This is a genomic window from Mycobacterium sp. GA-1285 (assembly GCF_001499905.1).
GTDB lineage: Bacteria > Actinomycetota > Actinomycetes > Mycobacteriales > Mycobacteriaceae > Mycobacterium.
Genome location: NZ_LQIS01000006.1, coordinates 46,924 through 63,447, shown reverse-complemented (window position 1 = coordinate 63,447; position 16,524 = coordinate 46,924). Strand labels below are relative to the sequence as shown.

The following is a 16,524-nucleotide window of genomic DNA, read 5'->3' as shown; positions in this document are numbered from 1 at the left end:
CGGACCGGCTGAGCCAAGTAGCGACACGGTCTCGCTTTGGCCGCGAACAGGTTTCGAGGGCCAGTTCGCAATATATGCCGCGGATACGATGTCTCGATTCTGTATTCGAACGCTCCAGTCCGGTTCCGAGGTAGCCCGTGAAACTGCGAAAGACGCTGTCGTACCTCGGCGTTACGCTGCTGTGCCTACCGCTCGCCGCGCCTGCGGCGGCGCAGCCCGCCGCGGCGACCGCCCGGACGACGCAGTGGATCGTCGTCGGGGTGCCGACCGCCGACGCCACCTCGGGCACCCTCACCGCCTTTCAGCGGAGCGGACGGCAATGGAAGCCTGTGCTCGGACCGACACCTGCGAAAGTGGGCGCGCTCGGCGTCGGAGCCCCCGCTGACGGTGTCCACCGAACCCCGGTGGGAACCTTCAGGTTCGATCAGGGTTTCGGCCGCCAACCCAATCCGGGCACCAAAATGCCGTACTTTCAGACCACGAACCAGGACTGGTGGGACGAGGACGCCTCCTCACCCACGTACAACACGCATGTGCGTGGGCCTCGTAAACCATCGTCGATCGCCGAGAACCTGTACGACTCCGGCCCCGTCTACGACTATGCGGTCAACATCACCGTGAACCCCCAGCGGATCCCCGGACGGGTGTCGGGAATCTTCCTTCATGTGACCGACGGGAACCCGACGTGGGGATGTGTGGCCATCGGGCGCGAGGAGATGCGCACACTGCTGACGTGGCTCGATCCGGCGGCGGCGCCGCAGATCACCATCGGCGTCGGCAGCCCGTCGCTGGTTCCGTCCAGGGCGTGATCAGCGGCGCAACGGTACCGCGGCCTCGAAAGCCGCTGTCTTACCGTCGGATTGCCACTGCAGCCAGTTCTCCCACCGCTCGAGGTTGGATGTCTGCCACCAGTGATCGACCTTCGGCGACAACCGTCGCGCGATCTCGAGCGTGAGGATCGTGGGAAAGCGGCTGACCAGCAACAGGATTCCCGGCAGCACCGACGGCAGTCGGTAGCGACGACGATTCCACGGCAGCATGTACAGGCCGAGATATCCGGCTTGCAGGCGGTAGTGGTACTCGGCGCGAAGCCGCTGCAGGCCGCGGTGCGTCGCCGCGGGCGCGAAGGCGGGAACGAAGGACTGAACGAGTTCGGTGCCGCTTTCTGCGCTGTCGTAGCTGCGCGCCGCATCGCACATGAACAGGATTCGCCATGCATCGGCGACGGTCTCGGGGAAGTAGCCGTCGCATCGCACGCCGACGAGGTGACCGCAGTACCGGTTGAAATGCAGAACGGCGCGCATCTCTCGCGGCGAGGTGAGGTGGCCGAGAAGAAACAGGCCGAACGCCGGTGCGACGCTGCCGCCCAACAGCGTCAGCAGCATGGCGGATTGGCTGATCGGCAGCCCCCAGCGCTCGGCGTCCCACTCCGGGTGCTTTCTGACGCGATCGCGGACGCTGACATGCATGATCCGCACATGCAGGGAAATGTTGCGGCCCAACGATCCTGGCGTCAGGATGGCGCCCGGGCGGCAGACCTCGATCCACCAGCGCGACGTCTCCAGGTACCGGTGCAGGGCGCGTTGGCCGGCATAACCACCAGACAGGGACAGGGGTACTGCCAGCCAGCCCTCGGTGTAGGTGTCGTTGGTGCCGGCGTTGCCGAGCGCACCCAGCGCGTAGGCCCAACGGCGCCAAACCGCCGCGCCCTCCTCCACGAGATCCGGGTCTACCCACGCGGGAAGTTGTTCGAATTCCTCGAACAGCGCACGCATCGACTCTGGCGCCTCAGGCACATTGTCGATGCCTTCCCGCTGTGCCTTCTCGACCAGCTCGCGCCCCTTCTTCGCACCGAGCTCACCGTGATAGGTCTCGGCGACGAAGCGTTCGGCGACCGGATCGCCCTCGTTCAGGCCCGCGATGAACGCCTGTGCCGTCGCATCCGAAGGAAGCAGATCGATATGGGCGAGTCGCTTCACCGCATTTCGCAGCTGGGCCCGGCGGCCGGTGAGCCCCGGGTACCGGAAAGCGGACGGAGCCCCGGGCGGGCGGACTGTCGATTCCAGCATGTCTTTGTCATATCTCATGCTCGTCCCGCCTGTACACGAAACGATTCATCCTTCGACCGGGCTTACTGGACAACGAACTTCGCCTGTGCAGGTCCCTCAATCGGTTCGGCTTCGTAGCCGTTGCGCGGAGAGAATCAGGGAGATGCCGACCACCGCCGCACCGGCCAACGAGGCGATCAGGACCGACGTGGTGTCGTGCAGTCGCACCGCGATGCCGATCAGCGCCCAGATGATCACCAGCCCGTAGGCCATGTCGCGGTGGCGCAGGATCATTGCCAACCCGAGTGCGGCCGCCACCGCGACCATGATCGCGCCCCAGGTCGGCTCGGACAGACCGAACCCTGACCACCCGGCGTCGTCGAGGGTGATCGTCGCGTTGGCGATCGTCGCGACCGAAATCCAGCCCAGGTACACCCGGAAGGGGATGTGCACCGTCCACCGCTCCAGCGCCGAGGTGGGCGGGCGGGAGGCTTGCAGGCGGTAGATGACGATCAGGGCGACCAGCAGCACGATCATCAGCAGCATGCTCAGCGGAAACCGGTTGTGGTGCCACGCGAACAGCCAGCAACAGTTGGCAGCGGCGGTCAGTACGTACCAGGGCGCGATCGGGCGTGCGGCGCCGCTGTCGGTACGACGCTGCGCGAGCGCCAGGCCCAGGTACACGGTGTAGGCGATCAGCCCGAGGTAGATCACGCTCCAGATGGAGAACACGTAGCCGGCGGGCACGAAGTACACCTCGAAGCGACGGGTGACGTCACCGGTGGTCTGGCCGTTGATCGGCAGGCCGTTGGCCAGGTAGTTGACGACCAGCGTGGCCGCGGTGGCCACACCGACGGCAAGCGGCAGCAGCACCGTCGAGATCGATCTTCTGTCGGCGGTCCGGCTTACCACGTCGGGCTCCTCACGTTTGTGCAGATGTGCGCTGCATGCCCGTTTACGTGGACTCCGAATCCTGGGTTTGCGTTGGCACAGTGAGACCGTTCGCTTTCGCGTTGTCGAAGTCATCGTCGACGAGAACGACGTCGTGGGCCGTGCGGTCGAGGAACGACGCCGCGATCGACGCCCGGTACCCGGACGCACAGTGCACCCAGACCGTTGATGGCGGGACGTCATTGAGCCGCTTGGGTAGTTCGTGCAGCGGTATGTTCACCGCCTCCGGGATGCGCTCGGACTCGTACTCGTGGGTCTGCCGCACATCGAGCACCGTCACCGCCTCCGTTCGGCGTCGTTCGGCCAGCCGGCCGAAGTCGGCGACGGAATATGAGCCGAGTGGGAATCCGTCGCGCAGTTCGTCGATGTTTCCGGTGGCGGCTCCGGTCAGCCGGTCCACTCCGATGCGCACCAGTTCACGTTTGGCGTCGGCGATCTGCTCCGGTGACTCCCCGATGAGTGTCACTGGAGCGCCCCAGTCGTACAGCCAGCCGAAGTAACTGACGAAAGAGCCCGACAGCTCGAAACCCAACGAGCCCTGCAGATGTCCGGCGGCGAAAGCGGTCCGGTTACGCAGATCGACCACCCACTCGCGGGCCTCGAGGCGGCGCCGTAATTCGGCGGGATCGATCGGCTCAGGGGATGTCAGGTCGACGGGCGCCGGTCCCCGGCCGTTGATGACGCCCATGTGTGCGTAGTACGCAGGGTAATCCGACAGTCCGGCCAGCAGCTCGTCGACGTAGCTCTGTTCGTCCTGAGTCAATGCCGGGTTGGTGTGCTGCTGTTCACCGATGGTCGACTCATCACCGGAAGCCGGTGTGGCCGAACAGAAGCTGCCGAATCCGTGCGTCGGGTAGACCGGTGTCTCGGGGGGCAGGCGATCGGCGAGCTTGCGGACGGAGTGGTACTGCGCACGGGTGAGCTCTTCGGTGGCATCCGCGCTGATCAGGTCCGTCCGCCCGGTCGTACCGAACAACATCGATCCTCCGGTGAAAACACCCTGCACGTCGTCGTTGTCGTCGCGAAGCACATAGCTGATGTGGTGGTGGGTGTGACCGGGTGTGTGCACCGCCTCCAACCGGATTGGCCCGGCGTCGATGACGTCACCGTCACTGACGGCACGTCGGCGGTAACTCACGTCGTCACCGGCGGGCACCACGTACTCGGCACCGACGGTGCGTGACAGTTCGAGCCCGCCGGTCAGGTAGTCGTTGTGCAGGTGCGTTTCCAGCACATGGGTGATGCGGGCCTTGAGGCCCCCGGCAAGAGCGAGTACTCGGTCGATGTCTCGCTGCGGATCGATCGCAACGGCGACGTCGCCGTGACTGATCAGATAGCTGCGGTCACCGAGTCCGGAGGTTTCGATGATCGAGACGTCCATGGGTTTCCCTTCTGTGGTCAACGGAGAAAGATGGTGTCGACGAGCACATATGCGGCGACGACGAAGACGAGGTAGGCGAACCAACGCTGCAGGCGATCGGTGTCGACTTTGGTGCCGAAGTATCCCGCGACCAGCGAGGCGACCGTCGCGGCGGCGACGAACGTCGCGGTGAGCGGCCAGTCGACGCTGATGCCCTGAAGATGGGAGAAGATGCCGGCGAGCGAGTTGGCGACGATGATCAGTAGCGAGGTTCCTATGGCCGTGGACATTTCGACGCCGAGGACCACCACGAGTGCCGGGATGATGAGGAAGCCGCCACCGACGCCGAACAGGCCGGTCAGCAGGCCCACGACAAGGCCGGCCCCGATCGACCGCGGCACACACCGACGCCAGTTGACCTGCCCGGCGCGCACCTCGCAGGCGGTCCCGGTGTTGTCCTGATCGGCCAGCATGCGGATGCCCGCGACCACCATCACGGCCGCGAACCCGATCAGCAGCGCTGACTCGGGCAGATGTCTGCTGAGGGCGCTGCCGAGAATGGTCGCCGGGATACCGGCCGCCGCGAAGATACCCGCCATGCGCCATCGAACCTGCCCGGCACGGATTTTCGGCAGCACACCAACGGCAGATGCCGTGGCCACGACGACCAGCGAAATCGGAATGGCCTCCTCGATACCGAGACCCACGCCGTAGACCAGTGCTGGGACGGCGAGGATCGAACCCCCGCCGCCGAGTAGTCCCAGCAGCACACCGATCAGCGCGCCGAGCACTAGGCCGATCGCCAATGCCATGAGTTGCCCCGCACCCGCCTACCGGCGCCACAACCGACGGCCGGGACGGCGCGGCGGTGCGGTCGCCGATACACAGCGGCAACGCTGTTCGGCCGGCACCGACCGCATCACGTCGTCGACGTGTTGGCCGCACCCGTCCCAGGTCGTCTTGCCACAGGACGGGCATCGGATTGCGTAACACATGGTGCCTCCTTGCTGACTGACGTCTCACACTCTCGCGTGGGCATCGACCCACGCGTGGTAACCACCCATCAGGTCAGAAACCTGCCGAAAACCATTGGCGCGCAGCAGCGACGCCGCGACACTGGACCGCCAGCCGCCCGCACAGTGCAGCACGATCGGCTCGTCGGTCGGCACTTCACTCATGCGGTTACGCAACTGCGCCAACGGGATGTGGATCGAGCCGGAGATTGCACCGGCTTCTCGCTCACCGGGGTTGCGAATATCGATCAACGTCACGGCGCCGGCGGCCAGCATCTCGTCGAGCCCGGAAACCGTTGTCCGAGAGACGATCTGCACCAGACCCTGAAGCTCGGCGGGGAACCGTCCATCGCGGTCGACGTTGAGATAGCCGATCACATTGTCCGAGCCGATGCGGGCCAGCCTCAGCGCGGCCTGCTGTTCTTCTCCCGGATAAGTGATTAGGGCGATCGGTTCCCCGACCTCGGCCACCATCCCAGCGGTCTCGGCGAACCGCCCGTCGAAACCGACGTTCACCGAGCCGCGCAGGTGGCCCGCGGCGAAATCGTCGACGCCGCGTGCGTCCAGGACACGCACACCCGCCGCAAGCGCGGCCCGCATCTGCTCGGGTGTCATGTTGGAGACCATGCGCTGCTGTTGCAGCAGCGGGTGAACCCGCTTGTTCATCGCGGCGTCGACGGCGAAATATGCCGGTGCGGCGGGCTGGCCGTGGATGAGCATCGACACGAAGTCGTCTTCGCTCATCGGTTGAACCGAGGGGTTGCTCACCCGCTGTTCGCCGATTGTCGACGTGATTTCGGTCGACAGGTTCTTGCCGCACGACGAGCCGGCGCCGTGCGCGGGCAGCACCTTCACGTGGTCGGGCAGTCTCATCAACTTGTCGTGGATCGTGTGGAACATCGCACGAGCCAGGTCGCTGACCGAGCCGTCTCCGATGTTGACCAGGTCCGGTCTGCCGACGTCACCGATGAACAGCGAGTCGCCCGTCAGCACGGCCGTCGGCTCGGCGTCGGCACGCTCGCGAACCAGCACGCTGATCGATTCCCAGGTGTGGCCCGGTGTCGACAGGATCTCCAGGTCGACGTCTCCCAGTGACACGTGTTCCCCGTCGGTCAGGCGGCGGATCGGATAGTCGGTCTCGGCGGCCTCTCCAAAGCCGATCCAGGCGCCGGTGGCATGGACGAGTTCGAGGTGGCCGGAGACGAAGTCGGCATGGAAGTGGGTGTTGATGACGCCCTCGATCGTGAGCCCGTGGCTACGCGCATCGGCCAGGTATTCGGTGATGTCGCGGCGCGGGTCCACGACGATCGCGCGTCCGGTCGACTCGTCACCGATCAGGTAAGACGCGTGTGACAGGCATTCGATGTAGTACTGCTCGAAGATCATCTTCTTTGTCCCTTCTCATCGTCGGGGCATCGCCTCGATACCCCTCCGGGTATAGTGGACAATACGCCCCGGGGTATTTAATCCGCAAATACCCGAGGGGGTAATCTGGACCGCGAAGTGGAAGGGGAAGGTCAATGGTCGGTGACCAGGAGGCCATCGCAGCCGTACTGAACCGGCTGCGGCGCGCGCAAGGACAACTCGCCGGTGTGATCGCGATGATCGAGCAGGGCCGCGAATGCAAGGACGTCGTCACTCAACTCGCGGCGGTGTCGCGAGCGCTCGATCGCGCCGGCTTCAAGATCGTGGCGACGGGTCTACGCGAATGCATGACCGGCGATCAAGAAGGTAATGAGCGGCCCATGACCGAGGAAGAACTCGAGAAGCTCTTCCTGGCATTGGCCTGACCGAAATACGATCGATATGGAGTCATCATGAGCATCGCCCTGGCTACGCGCCTCAAGGCACCGTTCGACGACGCCGTCGTCCGCACGCGTGAGGCACTTGCCGAGCAGGGTTTCGGCGTCCTGACCGAGATCGACGTGAAAGCGACGCTGAAGAACAAGCTCGACGAGGACATGGAGAATTACCTCATCCTCGGCGCGTGTAACCCGCCGCTGGCGCATCGGGCGATCAACGCGCAACGTCAGATCGGTCTACTGCTGCCGTGCAACGTCGTGGTGCGCACCGACCCCGATGACCCGGAAACGACGCTCGTCGAGGCGATGAACCCGCAGTTGCTCGTGGACGTCACTGAGGAGCCGGGACTGAAACCGATCGCCGAGGAAGTCGGTGACAAGCTCCAAGCGGCGATCGACGCGCTATCGGACTGATCGATTGGCGCGAGTTGTCGCCTAGCTTGTTCACGCGAGCCGGGCCCGCGCGATCTCGGGCCGTACCCAGGGAGCCCTTCGAAGCGGTCGCTGACGCGCCACCGCCCGGGTTGAGTCCATCGAGCAACCCGGCGCTGGGATCCACCTAACCCTCGGAGGGCTTGTCGACCTCGTCCTCGGGCAGCGGAAGCGCCTCGGCTCCGGGGGTTGCGGGCGCCATCACATCGGCGTCCTTCGTCGCGGTCTCGGGCGTTACGTTGTCGTCTGGAGATGTCATGTTCGACTTCGTACCCCGGCGCGGCCGCCGGTAATCAGTTACGCGCAAGGCGTCAGGCGTCGCGACGCGGGTACCCGTGACGGTCAACCGAACCGGGAAGGACCCGCACATGAGTGAGACGCAGCGACGGCAGATGGGCGATTCGGACAGCCCGATCGAGGACGAGTTGGAGGGCGCCTTTCAGAGGATGGTCGACGAGGGCACCCAGCGTCTGCACCGGACGTGGCGCGAAGTGCTGGTCACCGGCTTCTTCGGCGGCACCGAGGTCGCGGTCGGCGTCCTGGCGTACCTGTCGGTGTTGGCCGCCACCCACAACCACCTGCTCGCCGGTATCGCCTTCTCGATCGGGTTCCTCGCACTGCTGCTCGGCCGCAGCGAGCTGTTCACCGAAGGGTTCCTCGTGCCGGTCACCACGGTCGTTGCCAAACGCGCGAGCGTCGGGCAGATGCTGAAGTTGTGGAGCGGAACGTTGATCGCCAATCTCGTTGGGGGCTGGGCGATCATGTGGCTGATCATGACGGGCTACCCGAAACTGCATGCACAGACCATCGAGTCGGCCACCCACTTCGCCACCGCTCCGCTGTCGGCGGAGACCGCAGCGCTGGCGCTGCTCGGCGGCATGGTCATCACGTTGATGACGCGCATGCAGCACGGTACCGAGTCGATGTTCGGCAAGATCGCCGCGGCGATAGCGGGCGGATTCCTGCTCGCTGGGCTGCAGATGTTTCATTCGATCCTGGACTCGTTGCTGATCTTCGGTGCGCTCATCGCCGGCGCCCCTTTCGGCTACGGCGACTGGGCGACGTGGTTCGGCTACACGGCCGTGGGCAACGTGGTGGGCGGTCTGCTGCTCGTGACGCTGCTGCGCCTGCTGCGCAGCAAGGACCGCCTACAGGATGAGCGCCAGGACGCGGAAGCGTCGTGAGCGACGCGATGGACGAATCGGCGTCGATCGGCGTGGTCGTCGACATCGACGGCGTGCTGCGGTTGGGGACCGTGTCCCGGCAGTGGCGGCGCGTGCGAGCGAGGCTGCGCCGATCGACTACGGACAGGCGATCGGTGTTCGGCATGCCGCACCTGGTTCGTGAATTGGTGCGCGGGCAGCACGAACCCGTCGTCGTCTACGTGACCGCCGTTCCCGAGAAACATCGGCGCTCGTTGCGCAGAATGCTCGAACGAGACGGATACCCCGCGGGGCGATTGCTCGCAGCGCCGGACACCAAGGCGCCGGCCTGGTTGTTCGGCGGCGGCTTCACCGCGAAACACGAGGCCCTCCAACGCGTTCTCGCCGACCGGCGCGACGTGCGGTGGGTACTGATCGGAGACGACGCAGGACACGATCCCGCGCTGTTCGTCGATCTAGCCCGCCGAGCACCCGCGCGCATCGCCGCTTTCGGGATACGACATGCCGCCGACCCGACCGATGTGAAAACCAGTCGCACTGAGGGTTTCTCCGGCATTCCGGTGGTGCGGGCACCCAACGGCGTCGAGTTGCTACCACCGCTGCGTGAAGCGGCCGGACTCAGACAACTACGAGGAGGCTCGCCGGATGACTGGCTGCTGACACCCGCGGAACGCGGGAACGATGCGAGCGGTCTGCGCGCCTTCACCGAAGGCAACGCGGTACAGCCGTTGGTGCACGGCAGCACCTACTTCGCCGCCCTCCTCGCCGCCTGCGAAGGCCTCGGGCAGGGTGATCTGCTCCTTCTTCTGGGCTGGCGAATGGACAGCACCGAGTTGCTTCGTCCCGGAGGTCCGACGGTCGCGCAGGCGCTACGGTCGGCGGCTCAGCGCGGCGCACACGTTCGCGGGCTCCTGTGGCGCTCATACCCGGCCGCGTTGGGCTTCCAGCTCGGCCCCAATCGCGACTCCGCCCGCGTCGTGAATGCCGCCGGCGGACGCATCCTGCTCGACCAGCGGGTCCGAGCCCTCGGCTCGCACCACCAGAAGGCAGTGGTTGCAAGGTATCTCGCACGACCGGCCGACGACGTCGCCTTCCTCGGCGGCATCGACTGCGCCCACGGGCACCGCGACGACGCCGAACATGCCGGCGACCCCCAGCCGATCGCCGCGAGTGATCGATACGGTTGCACCCCCGCACAACACGATGTGCAGTTGAAGTTGCGCGGACCCGTCGTCGCCGAAGTCGAACGAACCTTCCGTGAACGTTGGCAGGACCCCACTGCGCTGACCCGCCGGCCTTGGGAGTGGCTCAACGACCGGATACACCGCCTCCCGCGCACTGTGGTGTCCCTGCCGGCGCGATCCGACCCCGCGCCCGCAGCCGGGACGTGCGCGGTGCAGATTCTGCGGACTTATCCGAGGCGCCGAACCAACTCGTTCGCACCGCACGGGGAACGAAGCATCGCCCGGGCATATGCCAAGGCGCTCAGCCGCGCCGAGCGATTGGTGTACATCGAAGATCAGTATCTGTGGTCGATCGACGTCGCTCGTCTGTTCGCGGCGGCGTTGCGCCGATCCCCGCGGTTGCAGCTGATCGCCGTGGTGCCCCGATTCAGCGACGTCAACGACAGGTTCTCCCGGCAGGCAGCCTTGTTCGGCCACCACGAAGCGCTCGACATGGTGCGTGAGGCCGGCGGGTCGCGGGTGCAGATCTTCGACATCGAGAACCACCGCGGGCTACCGGTGTACGTGCACGCCAAGCTGAGCATCATCGACGACGTGTGGGCAGTGGTCGGCAGCGCGAACCTCAACATGAGGTCCTGGACGTACGACGCCGAGATCGCCGCCGCCGTTCTGGACGAGCGGCGAGACCCGCGCGCACCGGTGGACCCGGCGGGGCTCGGGGACGGTGCGCGTCACTTCGCACGCGAGTTGCGGCTGCAGCTCATGCGCGAGCACGTCGAGACACGTGACGACGCAACACTTCTCGATCTCGACGAGGCTGCTGAGACGATGCGACGAAGTGCCGCGAACCTCGACGGCTGGTACCGGTCCGACTGTCGCGGACCCCGGCCAAGGGGACGCCTGCGCGCGCACGTCCCGGTTTCGGGCGGCAAGAATCCGGGTTGGCGTCGTTGGATCGTCGAACCGGCCTATCGCGCGGTGTACGACCCGGACGGACGGCCCACCCTGATGTGGCTCAGACGCAGCTACTGAGCCGCCGGACTCCACTCAACGACATGCACCGTTGCCGGCCTCGGGTAAGGCCAGAAAGGTGATAGTCGCGGGTTCGAATATGACGTCTCCAGCGGCTACCGGGTTGCCGACGAGTGGCGGCATCTCGTCGTTCGGCCCCAGCTTGAGTTCGGTCCCGTTCAACTGAACGCTCTTGGTCTGCAGGTCATCTGCGGATGTCGACGAGAGGGTGTAGCGGTCACCCGGGGTGGGGATCGAAAGTGTCTGGGATGCCGTCCTGTCATTGTTGATCACCAGCAGGGCGACACCGCCGGGTGTGCCTCGCAGGCAGTGCGCGTAGACGTGCCGACCGGCGTCGATGGGCACCCCGGAGTCGAGAACCGTCGTGCCCATCAGATTCCGCCACAGCCAAGCGCCCCAGTAGTTCGGCTTCGGTGTCAACGTCTTGTCGTCCAGCAGGCCGTAATCGCTGGCCACCAGCGTATTGTGGGCGACCACCTCCACTTCTTGCCGGGCCAGGCGCCCCAGTTGATCGAGATATCGGAAGGTGTCGAGAAAGGTTCCGCCCCAAGGGTTTCCACCGCATGCCGCGTCGGCGGTCTCGGTGTTCCAGAACTTCTTACCCGGCTCGAACTCGTCGCGCAGCGCCCGGTAGAACTCGAGGGTCTGGTCCGTGCGCCGCAGCCACTGTTCGGTGAGCGCGTCCTCGGGGGATGTCTGGTTTCCCATCTGAACACATCGCCGCGACACCGCGCCGTAGTGATGATAGGAGAAGGCGTCGACGCCCGCCGGTTGGGACTGCGCGAGCAGATCCCTGGTCTCGAGCAAGCCCTGAGCGCCGTACGTCACACCCCAGTCGCCGGTGGTTTCACCGACGGAACCGGGCCCTATGACGACCATGTCGGGCACCCGCCGATCGGCGAAGTCGCGAAAAAGCTTGAAGTCCCTGCCGTAGTCCGCCGCGTCATAACCTGGGGGCGCCCCGCCCATTTCGGCCGCGGTCGGTTCGTTCATGAACTCGGCCGCCGCTATGTTCCCGCCGGCCGACTCGGTGAAATCGATCCAGCGAAGGGCCTGTGCGGGTGTCCAGGCGCCCGCGGGATCTCGCGTCCCCATGCCGGTCGCGAACGACGTGGCGATTCGGGCGTCCACCTCATTGGCGAAGTCGATGACGCCTCTCCACTGCTCGTGTGTCAACACGCCCATGAAGCCAGGGGGTGGCTCGGGAGGAGCCTCTGCGGTTTCGGGGAAGTATGTCGTATTGGCCCATGTTCCGCTGACGCGCACATAAGCCGGGCCCAGTGCGGCGGCGAGCTTGCGCAGCCGCGGGTTGCTCAGGTCAATCGGCGGGCGGTACTCGTAGAGGGCGGGGTTCATCCCGGAGGGCGTGTCGCTGTCCGGTGGCGCGGTCGACGGTGCCGGTTGCCGCAGGGCGGCTTCGAGTTCCGGGCCGTACGGTTTCCAGAATTTCCCGCCGGTCACTTCGAGCATCTCGACGTTGTACGACTGGTAACGGTCATCGACCCGGCCGACTTGGACCATGTCGGTCGGGGCGAGGGAATCCGACGACGGCTGATTCGGCTCGGGTTCGGATTGGCATGCAGCGATGATTCCTGTCACGCACACGAGCGCCCCCAGTTTGACGATGCTTGTCATCCGACTCTCCAGTCGCTCGACAGCTGACGGACGTCGCTTGGCGTACCCCGGTCCGATGGGAAGAAACGCCCGTATCGCGATGCTCCGGTCAGCGGCCGCGCCATCGCGGTGCGCGCTTCTCCCGCCACGCCGTGATGCCCTCGTGCACGTCTTCGGTCGCGGCGGCCACCTTGCGCATCGTCTCGCCGAACCGGACGGATTCGATCCAGCCCATGTCGGCTGTGCGCCAGGCCACCTCCTTGGTGGCGCGTTGCGCCAGCGGCGCCGCCTCGGTGAGAGTGCGCGCCCAGGACCGCGCCTCGGCCTGCAGGTCGCCGGGTTCGACCAGTCGCCACACCAGGCCGATCTCCTTGGCGCGCTCGGCGTCGATCGGTTTACCGGTCAACAACAGCTCCATGGCATCGGCCCACCGGACGCGTTCGGGCAGCCGGATCGCGCCGACGATCGTCGGCACGCCCAGGGACACCTCCGGGAAAGCGAACGTGGCTGTGCGGGAGGCGATCACGAAGTCACAGAACAGAACGCCGGTCAGACCGTAACCGATGCAGGGGCCGTTGACCGCCGCGATCGTCGGCTTGAACAGTTCCAACCCGCTCTCGAACGAGTTGATCGTCGGCTTCTCCCAGAACGTGCCCCCGAAGGTGCCGACCGAGCCCTCGCCGTCCTTGAGGTCGCCGCCGGCGCAGAACACGTCGCCGTTGGCGGTGAGGATTCCGACCCAGGCGTCCTCGTCGTCGCGAAACCGCTCCCAGGCCGCGTTCAGGCCGAGCCGCACCTCGCCGTTGATCGCGTTGCGCGCTTCGGGGCGGTTGAGGGTGATGGTGGCGATATGGTCGTCCAACTCGTAGGTCACGAGGCTCATGACTGCACCCTAGCCAGGTGACGCCCACCGATCCCACAGGCGGCGAAGCTGCGCCAGCGGATGTCGGGCCGCTAGATCGGGGCCACCCGATCGGACCAGGGCATCGCCTGCTCCAGTTGGGCGGCCAACCGGATCAGCAGCGACTCACCCGCCAGCGGTGCGACGAACTGAACCCCGAGCGGGAGGCCGTCGGCGGTCCAGTGCAACGGCAGCGAAATCGCCGGGCGCCCCGTCAGGTTGGCGAGCTGGGTATACGGCACCCAGCCGAGGTTCTTTTCCACCATGTCATCCACGATCTTGGTGTAGCGCAACACTTTTGCCGCGCGCGTCTTGATCAGTACGTCGGCGGCGCGCTGCAGCGCTATCGGCAGGTCGAACTCGCCGATCGTCGGCGGTGGGGTCGCCAGTGTGGGCGTCAACAGCAGGTCGTACGACTCGAAGAACGTGGTGAGCCTGCGCGTGTGCTCGTGGCGCCGCTGAACGGCGTCCACATAGTCGACTCCGCTCGTCGCCCGGCCGAGCGCGGCCATGATCAGCGTGTCACGTTCGAACAAATCATCGCCGGCACCCGAAATACGTTTGGCCTCACCGACTTCCCACGCGGCGTAGACGAACCACGTGAACAGGAAGTCCCGCGCCAGCGCCCTGTCGTCGAAGGGGGCGCGCGGAAGCTCTTCGACCTGATGGCCGAGCTCGGTCAGCCCCTGAACCGCTGCCTTCACGGCGGCGGCCGCCTCGGGGTGCGGCGACGGGTTGATCGCCGACGGAACCCGCACACCGATACGGAGGGTGCCGGGATCGGCTCCCACGCAGGACGCGAACGTCGAAGAAGGAATGCCGGGCACATACGGACCCCACGGTTCACCGCCGCGGACGACGTCGAGCATCGCCGCCGTATCGCGGACGGTCCGGGACAGCACACCTTGTACGGCGGCCCCGTGCATGAATTCGCCCGTCGCAGGGCCCGACGGCGTCAGCCCGCGGCCGGGTTTGAGCCCGACCAGTCCGCAGCACGCCGCTGGTATGCGGATCGATCCCCCGCCGTCGCTGGCGCCCGCACACGGCACGATGCCCGCCGCGACAGCGGCCGCCGAACCACCCGACGAGCCGCCGGGTGCGCGGTTCAGGTCCCACGGGTTACGCGCCGGACCCCAGGCCTCCGGTTCGGTGATGCCCTTGGCCCCGAACTCGGGGGTGTTGGTCTTGCCGAAGATGACCAAGCCGGCGGCCTGCCACCGCTGGACGATCTCCGAGTGTTCGGCCACCGGTGTCGACATCAGGGCTCGCGATCCCCGCGACGTCGGCAGTCCCGCGTAGTCCTGGGCGAGATCTTTGATCAGGAACGGAACGCCTGAGAACGGGCCTGCCGCGGCATCCGCCGGCGAGGCCGGGACGTCACGGACGATCGCGTTGATCCGCGGGTTGACCGCCGCCGCACGGTTTCTGGCCAGGTCCAGCAACTCCGCGGCCGTCACCTCCTTGTCGGCGACGAGCTTGGCCAACCCGGTGGCGTCATGGGTGCGGTATTCCTCGAAGTTCACGCTCCGACCGTACGTGCTGACCGTACGTGGCGTCGCTGACCGGCGGACGCCTGCTTCGCCGACGGATCAGTGCACGGCCGAGCGCGGTCGGGCGCAACCGACCGAGACAGGGGCCAGGATGGGGATCATCGGCTGGTGCTTACGCTCATCGCGGGCGATCCGCCGGTTGAGCGCTCGCTCGTCGCGCTTCGTCAGCGCGCGCCTGCAGCGGACCAGGAGGTCGAGTTGCTGCCAGCTGAGCCCGTCGAGCTCACCGTTCTCGTCATGGGTGGCGACGACGACGCATCCCCGCAGTAGGGGCACGGTCTTGGGGGTGAAGGTGCTGGTCGCCAGCAGCAGCTCGGTGGCTTTTCGGTTGGGGCGGCGCTGGCAGCGCTGCGTGGACGGGCTGAACCAGAAGTCGAACTGCCGGTCGGCGCTGGTCAGGCTCTGCAGACCCTGATCCTCTACGAGCTGGTCGATATCCGCGGTGGTATACGCGCGGGTTTCATAGACGTTGCCGTTGGTGCTGAAGTACAGAACGGTGTTCATCGTGAATTCCCATTCGTCTCTTTCGTCGGTGTGATCGCCGGTCAAATGTGGCCGGTCTGTTATCAAAGTTACCCGAGTGACGAATGTGACAAACCTCGGTAACGATCCGGTCACCGCTCAGCCGAACTCGAGCAGCGTGTACGCGCCGCGGAAATCGCGGGTCGGCTTGAACTGCCAGAAGGCGGGGAAGACCTTCTCGAAGAACCAGCCCCGCCCCGGCGGCATGGGCAGGTCGTGCACGGCGCGGATCCCAGGGATGGTCTCCGGCAGTGCGGCCAGCTGCGCTGCCGACAGGCTGAAGGGCATCGGCGGAACGCGGTACCGGCGCGACGAACGCATCCCCTTCGGGGCGAGCTTCTTCACCAGAACCGGTGGAAGGTCGAAGACCATCTGGCCACCCGGGAAGCGCGCCGCACACGCGGCGATCAGTGCCATGGCCTCGTCGGGCTGCAGATACATCAGCAACCCTTCAGCGGTGATGAAAACGCCCTCGCTGTCGTCGACCTTCTCCATCCATGAGTAGTCGAGTGCCGACTGGGCCAGCGTGGCGATCCGCGGCGAAGCGGGTAGCAGGCGCTCGCGCAAGTCGACGACCGGCGGGAGATCTACCGTGAGCCAACGGAATTCGGCATGCGGCAGCAGAGTGTTCAGGCGCCAGAAGCTGGTCTGCAGACCCTCCGCGAGCGCGACGACGGTGGCGCGCGGATGCTCGGACACATAGCGGCTGGCGGCCCGGTCGAAGGCCAGCGAGCGCAGTGCCATCTCCTGGCCTTTGCGGCCGAACTTGTCGAAGTCGAAATCGATCGCGTCGACGAGGCGAATCGCCATCGGATCGTCGATGATGGCGTTGGGGTGACGCGCCTGATGGGCTCTTCCGTTCAGCGTCAGCAGCGCCGTCTCCGAGATCCCGGTGAGGGCGATGCTGTCGGCTTTCCGGTCGTCTGCGTGGTCCACCACAATGAACGTACCC

16 protein-coding genes are annotated in these 16,524 nt (G+C 66.1%); 5 read left to right on the top strand and 11 right to left on the bottom strand.

What is annotated here, in order from left to right:
• The first annotated feature begins 137 nt into the window (after window positions 1–137).
• Window positions 138–809: a L,D-transpeptidase gene (locus AU193_RS05190; RefSeq protein ID WP_064421287.1), complete on the top strand. Its 672-nt coding sequence runs from the start codon at window positions 138–140 to the stop codon at window positions 807–809.
• On the opposite strand, the gene AU193_RS05185 is transcribed toward AU193_RS05190, so the two are convergent.
• The 5 genes from AU193_RS05185 to AU193_RS05165 form a co-directional block, all read right to left on the bottom strand.
• Window positions 810–2,069, bottom strand: coding sequence for an oxygenase MpaB family protein (locus AU193_RS05185; RefSeq protein WP_064421353.1), 1,260 nt, complete (start codon window positions 2,067–2,069; stop codon window positions 810–812).
• A 96-nt stretch (window positions 2,070–2,165) separates the two neighbouring features.
• Window positions 2,166–2,960 carry a tryptophan-rich sensory protein gene (locus tag AU193_RS05180; RefSeq protein ID WP_064421286.1) on the bottom strand — a complete coding sequence of 265 codons (795 nt, stop codon included), beginning with the start codon at window positions 2,958–2,960 and terminating at the stop codon, window positions 2,166–2,168.
• 43 nt (window positions 2,961–3,003) lie between these two features.
• Window positions 3,004–4,380: a rhodanese-like domain-containing protein gene (locus AU193_RS05175; protein ID WP_064421285.1), complete on the bottom strand. Its 1,377-nt coding sequence runs from the start codon at window positions 4,378–4,380 to the stop codon at window positions 3,004–3,006.
• A 17-nt stretch (window positions 4,381–4,397) separates the two neighbouring features.
• On the bottom strand, window positions 4,398–5,171 hold the full coding sequence (locus AU193_RS05170) for a sulfite exporter TauE/SafE family protein (protein ID WP_064421284.1): 774 nt from the start codon (window positions 5,169–5,171) through the stop codon (window positions 4,398–4,400).
• Between the two features lie 207 nt (window positions 5,172–5,378).
• A complete protein-coding gene (locus tag AU193_RS05165) occupies window positions 5,379–6,758 on the bottom strand; it encodes a rhodanese-like domain-containing protein (protein ID WP_064421283.1) in 1,380 nt (459 codons plus the stop codon).
• 134 nt (window positions 6,759–6,892) lie between these two features.
• On the opposite strand from AU193_RS05165, the gene AU193_RS05160 reads away from it, so the two are divergent.
• Entirely contained in the window at window positions 6,893–7,162 is a 270-nt protein-coding gene (locus tag AU193_RS05160; RefSeq protein ID WP_064396248.1) for a metal-sensitive transcriptional regulator, read from the top strand.
• 27 nt (window positions 7,163–7,189) lie between these two features.
• The gene (locus tag AU193_RS05155) at window positions 7,190–7,588 is read left to right on the top strand and encodes a DUF302 domain-containing protein (protein WP_064421282.1); all 399 of its coding nucleotides are present in this window, start codon (window positions 7,190–7,192) and stop codon (window positions 7,586–7,588) included.
• A 145-nt stretch (window positions 7,589–7,733) separates the two neighbouring features.
• Here the strand turns inward: AU193_RS05155 and AU193_RS23720 are convergent, their stop codons facing one another.
• Entirely contained in the window at window positions 7,734–7,865 is a 132-nt protein-coding gene (locus AU193_RS23720; RefSeq protein ID WP_256364326.1) for a hypothetical protein, read from the bottom strand.
• Between the two features lie 109 nt (window positions 7,866–7,974).
• Between AU193_RS23720 and AU193_RS05150 the strand changes: the two genes are divergently transcribed.
• Window positions 7,975–8,790, top strand: coding sequence for a formate/nitrite transporter family protein (locus AU193_RS05150; RefSeq protein WP_064421281.1), 816 nt, complete (start codon window positions 7,975–7,977; stop codon window positions 8,788–8,790).
• Window positions 8,787–10,985 carry a phosphatase domain-containing protein gene (locus AU193_RS05145; protein ID WP_253867628.1) on the top strand — a complete coding sequence of 733 codons (2,199 nt, stop codon included), beginning with the start codon at window positions 8,787–8,789 and terminating at the stop codon, window positions 10,983–10,985. The genes AU193_RS05150 and AU193_RS05145 overlap by 4 nt, the downstream gene beginning before the upstream one ends.
• Before the next feature lie 15 nt (window positions 10,986–11,000).
• Here AU193_RS05145 and AU193_RS05140 read toward each other — a convergent pair whose 3' ends face one another.
• The 5 genes from AU193_RS05140 to AU193_RS05120 all read right to left on the bottom strand — a co-directional run bounded on the left by AU193_RS05140 (window position 11,001) and on the right by AU193_RS05120 (window position 16,508).
• Window positions 11,001–12,620, bottom strand: coding sequence for a hypothetical protein (locus tag AU193_RS05140; protein WP_064421280.1), 1,620 nt, complete (start codon window positions 12,618–12,620; stop codon window positions 11,001–11,003).
• 88 nt (window positions 12,621–12,708) lie between these two features.
• Window positions 12,709–13,482, bottom strand: a complete 774-nt coding sequence (locus AU193_RS05135) for an enoyl-CoA hydratase/isomerase family protein (protein ID WP_064421279.1) — start codon at window positions 13,480–13,482, stop codon at window positions 12,709–12,711.
• Window positions 13,483–13,553: 71 nt separating this feature from the next.
• Window positions 13,554–15,023: an amidase gene (locus AU193_RS05130; protein ID WP_064421278.1), complete on the bottom strand. Its 1,470-nt coding sequence runs from the start codon at window positions 15,021–15,023 to the stop codon at window positions 13,554–13,556.
• A 66-nt stretch (window positions 15,024–15,089) separates the two neighbouring features.
• Window positions 15,090–15,554, bottom strand: a complete 465-nt coding sequence (locus AU193_RS05125; RefSeq protein WP_064421351.1) for a hypothetical protein — start codon at window positions 15,552–15,554, stop codon at window positions 15,090–15,092.
• A 117-nt stretch (window positions 15,555–15,671) separates the two neighbouring features.
• Window positions 15,672–16,508, bottom strand: coding sequence for a class I SAM-dependent methyltransferase (locus tag AU193_RS05120; protein WP_156425126.1), 837 nt, complete (start codon window positions 16,506–16,508; stop codon window positions 15,672–15,674).
• Between the last annotated feature and the right edge of the window lie 16 nt (window positions 16,509–16,524).

What these genes read in the sequence shown, in the direction of transcription:
- AU193_RS05165 (WP_064421283.1), bottom strand. Translation starts at nt 6,758, where the DNA reads ATGATCTTCGAGCAGTACTACATCGAATGCCTGTCACACGCGTCTTAC.
- AU193_RS05155 (WP_064421282.1), top strand. Translation starts at nt 7,190, where the DNA reads ATGAGCATCGCCCTGGCTACGCGCCTCAAGGCACCGTTCGACGACGCC.
- AU193_RS05160 (WP_064396248.1), top strand. Translation starts at nt 6,893, where the DNA reads ATGGTCGGTGACCAGGAGGCCATCGCAGCCGTACTGAACCGGCTGCGG.
- AU193_RS05150 (WP_064421281.1), top strand. Translation starts at nt 7,975, where the DNA reads ATGAGTGAGACGCAGCGACGGCAGATGGGCGATTCGGACAGCCCGATC.
- AU193_RS05175 (WP_064421285.1), bottom strand. Translation starts at nt 4,380, where the DNA reads ATGGACGTCTCGATCATCGAAACCTCCGGACTCGGTGACCGCAGCTAT.
- AU193_RS05170 (WP_064421284.1), bottom strand. Translation starts at nt 5,171, where the DNA reads ATGGCATTGGCGATCGGCCTAGTGCTCGGCGCGCTGATCGGTGTGCTG.
- AU193_RS23720 (WP_256364326.1), bottom strand. Translation starts at nt 7,865, where the DNA reads ATGACATCTCCAGACGACAACGTAACGCCCGAGACCGCGACGAAGGAC.
- AU193_RS05140 (WP_064421280.1), bottom strand. Translation starts at nt 12,620, where the DNA reads ATGACAAGCATCGTCAAACTGGGGGCGCTCGTGTGCGTGACAGGAATC.
- AU193_RS05135 (WP_064421279.1), bottom strand. Translation starts at nt 13,482, where the DNA reads ATGAGCCTCGTGACCTACGAGTTGGACGACCATATCGCCACCATCACC.
- AU193_RS05125 (WP_064421351.1), bottom strand. Translation starts at nt 15,554, where the DNA reads ATGAACACCGTTCTGTACTTCAGCACCAACGGCAACGTCTATGAAACC.
- AU193_RS05185 (WP_064421353.1), bottom strand. Translation starts at nt 2,069, where the DNA reads ATGCTGGAATCGACAGTCCGCCCGCCCGGGGCTCCGTCCGCTTTCCGG.